Annotated in this window: 4 protein-coding genes and 1 pseudogene; 3 read left to right on the top strand and 2 right to left on the bottom strand. The window is 62.3% G+C overall.

Features of this window, described 5'->3' with window-relative positions; all coding sequences use genetic code 11:
• Nucleotides 1–175 precede the first annotated feature (175 nt).
• Both C9413_RS26795 and C9413_RS26790 read right to left on the bottom strand, forming a co-directional pair.
• Entirely contained in the window at nucleotides 176–1,210 is a 1,035-nt protein-coding gene (locus tag C9413_RS26795) for a cytochrome-c peroxidase (protein WP_170251138.1), read from the bottom strand.
• A gap of 505 nt (nucleotides 1,211–1,715) precedes the next feature.
• Nucleotides 1,716–2,387, bottom strand: a pseudogene (locus C9413_RS26790) (IS5 family transposase); the annotation flags it as partial.
• Between the two features lie 433 nt (nucleotides 2,388–2,820).
• Between C9413_RS26790 and C9413_RS26785 the strand changes: the two are divergent.
• From C9413_RS26785 to C9413_RS26775, 3 genes are all read left to right on the top strand, one after another.
• The gene (locus C9413_RS26785) at nucleotides 2,821–3,129 is read left to right on the top strand and encodes a hypothetical protein (RefSeq protein WP_281408680.1); all 309 of its coding nucleotides are present in this window, start codon (nucleotides 2,821–2,823) and stop codon (nucleotides 3,127–3,129) included.
• 16 nt (nucleotides 3,130–3,145) lie between these two features.
• Nucleotides 3,146–4,348, top strand: coding sequence for a cytochrome P450 (locus tag C9413_RS26780; protein ID WP_170251137.1), 1,203 nt, complete (start codon nucleotides 3,146–3,148; stop codon nucleotides 4,346–4,348).
• A 95-nt stretch (nucleotides 4,349–4,443) separates the two neighbouring features.
• Nucleotides 4,444–5,635: cytochrome P450 (locus C9413_RS26775; RefSeq protein WP_170251136.1), on the top strand; the 1,192-nt coding region annotated here is incomplete at its 3' end.

Here is a 5,635-nt window from a genome sequence, read left to right as displayed (position 1 = left end):
TGTCTGAGTTTTCGTTTGATTTTTGGCCGATGTTAATTTCTGCGTACGAGTTGTTTGACACTCTCCTGCCCTTCACACTTTTGTGGTGGACTTCAATCCCAGTTGGGGTCAGCGCTGGGCAGTCGAGGTCCATTTGTTATGATCCGCCGATACCTTCCGTAGCCAGCTCGAGCATTTATTTCCCTAATATCTGCGACACAGGTCGAGGTGTTGCCGTCGTTTCGGCAGGCAAGACGGGATAGGCGACATCCGGTACCTTTCCAGTCAGCGAGTTAAGGAAGGCAACGATCAGCTCGACTTCTTCTTCCTTCAATTCTTCGCCGAGCTGGACGGTCCCCATGATGGCGATGGCCTTTTTCAGATCCCAAACCTTGCCCGAATGAAAATATGGCGCGGTGAGTGCTACGTTGCGCAGCGGCGCCGCGCGGAAAACAAAGAAATCGTCGAATGTATTGGTGACCGCAAAGCGGCCCTTGTCTTTTTCCGGCAGAACGTCGGTGCTGGGCCTTTTAACAAGACCGAAGGGGTAATAGCCCTCCCCGCCAACGTTGATGCCGGAATGACAGGACGAGCAGCCTTTGTCCATGAAAAGCGTCAGGCCCTGTTTCTGTTCGGAAGTCATGGCGGCGTCATCACCGTTGAGGAACGCATCGAAGGGGGCTGGCGTGACCAATGTCGCCTCAAAGGCTTCGATTGCCTTGGCGAAGTTGTCGAAGGTGACCGGATCGGCTTCACCCGCGAAAGCCGCACTGAACCATTCGACATATTGCGGCATCGATCTGAGCGTGGCAATGACTTGACCCGGTGTATTGGCCATTTCGACACCGGCTTGGACCGGTCCCTTGGCCTGAGCCTTCAGGTCTTCGGCGCGACCGTCCCAGAACTGCGCGATGTTGAAGACAGCGTTCAGTACCGTCGGCGCGTTGCGCGGTCCCTTCTGCCAACCATGGCCGATCGAGGTTTCAAGATCGTCGTCGCCCCCGGTGGCCAGGTTGTGGCATGAGTTGCACGAAAAAACGCCTGACGCCGAGACGCGTGGATCGAAGAACAGTGCCTTGCCGAGGACGATCTTCTCCGATGTGATCGGGTTGTTGGCGAGTGCCCGCGTGGTGGATGGCAAAGCCTTGAAGGTAGCCAGTGCCGTTTCTCTGAGGTCTGCGGGGAACGGATCCGCAGCAAAAGCGGTGGTTGCCATCAAGGCGGCAGCCATCGTTGTGAACAGGAGTTTGACGGGCCGAATACCGCGCACATCGAGATCTTCAATCACAAGGATGTGCTCAAGTCCTCGGGCCCCACCAGCCGCCCAAGCCGATGGAGAAGTCGGCCCGCCCACTTCCCTGCGGGCCGTCATTCTTTCCTTTCCTTGAGCGGCGGTCCGAAGTCGTCTCGCGGCCGACCGGACGTCCTCCACGGCTAACCGCGGTAAAGAGCTCCTGTGCAGCTCGGCCCGACTATTCCTGTACGGCCTCTTAACTCTTCCGCATCTGAAACGTCCTACAGTAGAAGGATCGGATGCAGGCCCCAGCGGAAAGCACTTTTCCGACATTTCGACATTCTCCGCAGAATTATCGTCCCTCTATTGCGCATCTGCAAATGGCTCCACGCAATATGCGTGCCAAAGGCAAAACTCTTTTGATACAGCGTAACCGATCGAACCCGCTGTCTTGCATGTCCAACGTTGTCGTATCTCGGACAATGCTAGCTACGCCGTCGACTCATAAGCTGTGACACCAGATTTTCGTGGCGACGAGCTTTACGGCTGCGAGATAGTTTTCAGGGCGCTTGTCGTTTCGGGGTGCGACACCCCGGAACTGCTTGATCCTGTTGAAGAACCGTTCCACGAGGTTACGCTGCCGATAGACCCAGCGCGAGAAGATGAACGACCCCTTCCTGTTGCTCTTCGGCGGGATGTTGGCCCAAGCCTTGCGCTCGGCCGCCTTGGCCCGGATCGCGTTGCTGTCGTAGCCCTAGTCGGCCAGCAGGATGTCTCCTTCGCCGAGCTCGTCCATCAACGCGCCGGCCTCGGTGCAGTCGGCGACTTGCCCGCCGCTCAGACGGAGGCTGACGGGGCGACCTTCGGCGTCGCCGAGCGCGTGGATTTTGCTCGTAAGCCCGCCGGGGGACGTCCCATGCCGCCATCGTCTCCATCCCCTCATTTTCCCGTGGCCGCGTGCTGGTGAACGCGGACACAGGTCGAGTCGATCATGACGATATCGCCATCGTAAGCCTCGGAAACCGCTTCAAGAAGTCGGTCCCAGACACCGGCCTTCCGCCAGTGGACGAAGCGTTGTAGCAGGTGGTCGGCGGACCGTAGCGCTCCGGGATTTCCGCCCAGGGTGAGCCCGTCCAGAACCGCCAGAGGATGCATTCAACACCCGCCGATCATCTGCTGCCCCGCACATTCAGCGCGAGAGCAGGCCTTTGTCGGGCACTTGCTGCGCCGTTTGTCGGCATTGAGACTCAATGCCAGAAACCTGACACTACGCGCCGCTGCGAAGTGTCTGCTGAGCCTGCGAATTCACTTCGGCACGCGATTTGCTCTGTTCACGGCATCGTCACCAATCGCAGTGCGATGGTCTTCCGGACGGACACGGCGCGCGTCGCTGTTCGCGTCTGGTCCGTTCCGACCGTTTGCTGTGGAAATGACTTGGCGCTCGGTTGTGGACCGAGAAAATGCAAGGAAGTGTTGGATGCGATCTAGAGTTCTTCTTTTGGGAGCCACAATTATTGCGCTTGTCGCGAGCGGTGCAACCAAAGCGGCAGACCTTGAGCCAGGAGTGAAACTGCCACCGGCGGTGTGGGACTGGTCCGGAGGCTATATTGGCGGACACGTCAGTGGCGGGTACGGTCGAATCTCCTTCGCCGATCCCTACGGTCAGTCGATCTATGGCGATGCCGACAGGTTCGATGTCACCCCGCTGCACAACCCGCACCTGTCGTTCGGCCAGGGGCCGCATTTCTGTCTGGGCGCTGGCGCGCCTCGAATTGCGATCCGCATTCCCGGCGCCGTTCGTGCGGCTGGAGGATCTGGCCCTGACCATCGCAGCGGAGGACGTCGTCTACATGCCGTCTTACGTCATTCGCTGCCCACAGCGCCTGCCGGTCACCTTCCGCCCTTCCATCGCTTAGAGAGTGAAGTGTCACCATGTCCGAACAACCCTTGCCGACCCTGCCGATGTGGCGCGTCGATCACATCGAGCCCTCCCCCGAGATGTTGGCGCTACTCGCCAACGGTCCGATCCACCGCGTGCGCTTCCCGTCCGGGCACGACGGCTGGTGGGTGACAGGCTACGACGAGGCCAAGGCGGTGCTGTCCGACGCGGCGTTCCGGCCCGCGGGAATGCCGCCGGCGGCATTCACCCCGGATTCGGTGATTCTCGGTTCGCCGGGGTGGCTGGTCTCGCACGAGGGGGAGGAGCATGCCCGGTTACGCACGATCGTGGCGCCGGCCTTCAGCAACCGCAGGGTGGAACTGCTCGCGCAGCAGGTCGAGGCGATCGCCGCGCAGTTGTTCGAGACGCTGGCGGCCCAGCCTCAGCCCGCCGACCTGCGGCGCCACCTCTCCTTTCCGCTTCCGGCCATGGTCATCAGCGCGCTGATGGGCGTGCTCTACGAGGATCACGCCTTTTTCGCCGGGCTGTCCGACGAGGTGATGACGCACCAGCATGAAAGCGGCCCGCGCAGTGCGTCGCGCCTGGCCTGGGAAGAACTGCGCGCCTACATCCGCGGCAAGATGCGGGACAAGCGCCAGGATCCGGGCGCCAACCTGCTGACGGATCTGCTCGCGGCGGTCGACCAGGGCGAAGCGACCGAGGAAGAGGCGATCGGCCTCGCGGCGGGCATGCTGGTGGCGGGGCACGAGAGCACCGTCGCGCAGATCGAATTCGGCCTGCTGGCCATGTTCCGCCATCCGCAACAGCGCGAACGCCTGGTCGGCGATCCATCCCTGGTGGACAAGGCGGTGGAGGAAATCCTGCGCATGTACCCGCCGGGCGCGGGCTGGGACGGCATCATGCGCTATCCGAGGACCGACGTGACCATCGCGGGCGTGCATATTCCCGCGGAGAGCAAGGTGCTTGTCGGCCTGCCGGCGACGTCGTTCGATCCGCGCCATTTCGACGACCCGGAAATCTTCGACATCGGACGCGACGGAAAGCCGCACCTGGCGTTCTCCTACGGGCCGCACAACTGCATCGGCGTGGCGCTGGCTAGGCTGGAACTCAAGGCGGTGTTCGGTTCGATCTTCCAGCGCTTTCCCGGGCTGCGCCTCGCAGTGGCGCCCGAAGAACTGAAGTTGCGCAAGGAGATCATCACTGGCGGCTTCGAAGAGATGCCGGTGCTCTGGTGATGCGTGGACGCCCGGGGGGGTCGGGATCTTGTCCGCAATTTGGCCGGCGGCCTCGCTCGCGCCGGTCAGATCAGCCAACCAAACAGGTAACCAAGATGGACGTGAAAGAAACAACGGCAGTATGCCGGGACGCCTTCGCCGAACTGGCGTCGCCAGCGTGCATCCACGACCCGTATCCGTTCATGCGGTGGTTGCGCGAGCACGATCCGGTGCATCGCGCGACGTCGGGCCTCTTTCTGTTGAGCCGCCACGCCGACATCTACTGGGCGTTCACGGCCACGGGCGATGCGTTTCGGGGACCAGCGCCGGGCGAATTGGCGCGCTATTTCCCGCGTGCGGCGACCAGCTTGTCGCTCAGTTTGCTGGCATCCACTTTAGCGATGAAGGAACCTCCAACGCATACGCGTCTGCGCCGGCTGATCTCCCGTGATGTCACCATGCGCGAGATCGACAACCTGCGGCCGAGCATCGCGCGCATCGTCGCAGCGCGCCTGGACGGCATCGCGCCCGCGCTGGAGCGCGGGGAGGCGGTGGACCTGCATCGCGAATTCGCGCTTGCCTTGCCAATGCTGGTCTTTGCCGAACTGTTCGGCATGCCCCAGGAGGACATGTTCGGGCTCGCCGCCATCATCGGCGCCATCCTGGAAGGCCTGAGCCCTCACGCCAGCGATTCCCAGCTCGCCGCGGCTGACGCAGCCAGCGCCAAAGTTAAGGCCTACTTCGGCGACCTCATACAGCGCAAGCGCACCGATCCCCGCCAGGACATCGTGTCGATGCTCGTCGGCGCACACGGCGACGACGCCGACATGCTGTCGGATGCGGAGTTGATCAGCATGCTATGGGGCATGCTGCTGGGCGGCTTCACTACCACTGCTGCGACCATCGACCATGCCGTCCTGGCGATGCTGGCGTATCCCGAACAGCGGCACTGGCTGCAGGGGGACGCCATGGGAATCGAGGCATTCGTCGAAGAAGTCCTGCGCTGCGACGCGCCCGCCAGGTTCAGCTCCATTCCGCGGATCGCGCAGCGCGACATCGAACTGTGCGGCGTGGTGATCCCGAAGGATGCGGACGTGCGCGTGCTGATCGCGGCCGGCAATCGCGACCCGGACGCCTTCGCCGATCCCGACCGCTTCGATCCCGCACGGTTCTACGGCACCAGTCCTGGCATGTCGACCGACGGGAAGATCATGCTGAGCTTCGGCCACGGCATCCACTTCTGTCTCGGCGCGCAACTGGCCCGGGTGCAGCTGGCTGAGAGCCTGCCGCGGATAGAGGCGCGCTCCC

It is taken from the genome of Rhizobium sp. SEMIA 4085 (assembly GCF_013004495.1).
In the GTDB taxonomy this organism is placed as follows: Bacteria; Pseudomonadota; Alphaproteobacteria; order Rhizobiales; family Rhizobiaceae; genus Rhizobium; species Rhizobium gallicum.
This window is presented reverse-complemented; position numbering and strand designations above follow the sequence as displayed.

Bases quoted from the DNA above. Each gene is read 5' to 3' on its own strand.
- C9413_RS26795 (WP_170251138.1), bottom strand. From the start codon at position 1,210: ATGGCTGCCGCCTTGATGGCAACCACCGCTTTTGCTGCGGATCCGTTC.
- C9413_RS26780 (WP_170251137.1), top strand. From the start codon at position 3,146: ATGTCCGAACAACCCTTGCCGACCCTGCCGATGTGGCGCGTCGATCAC.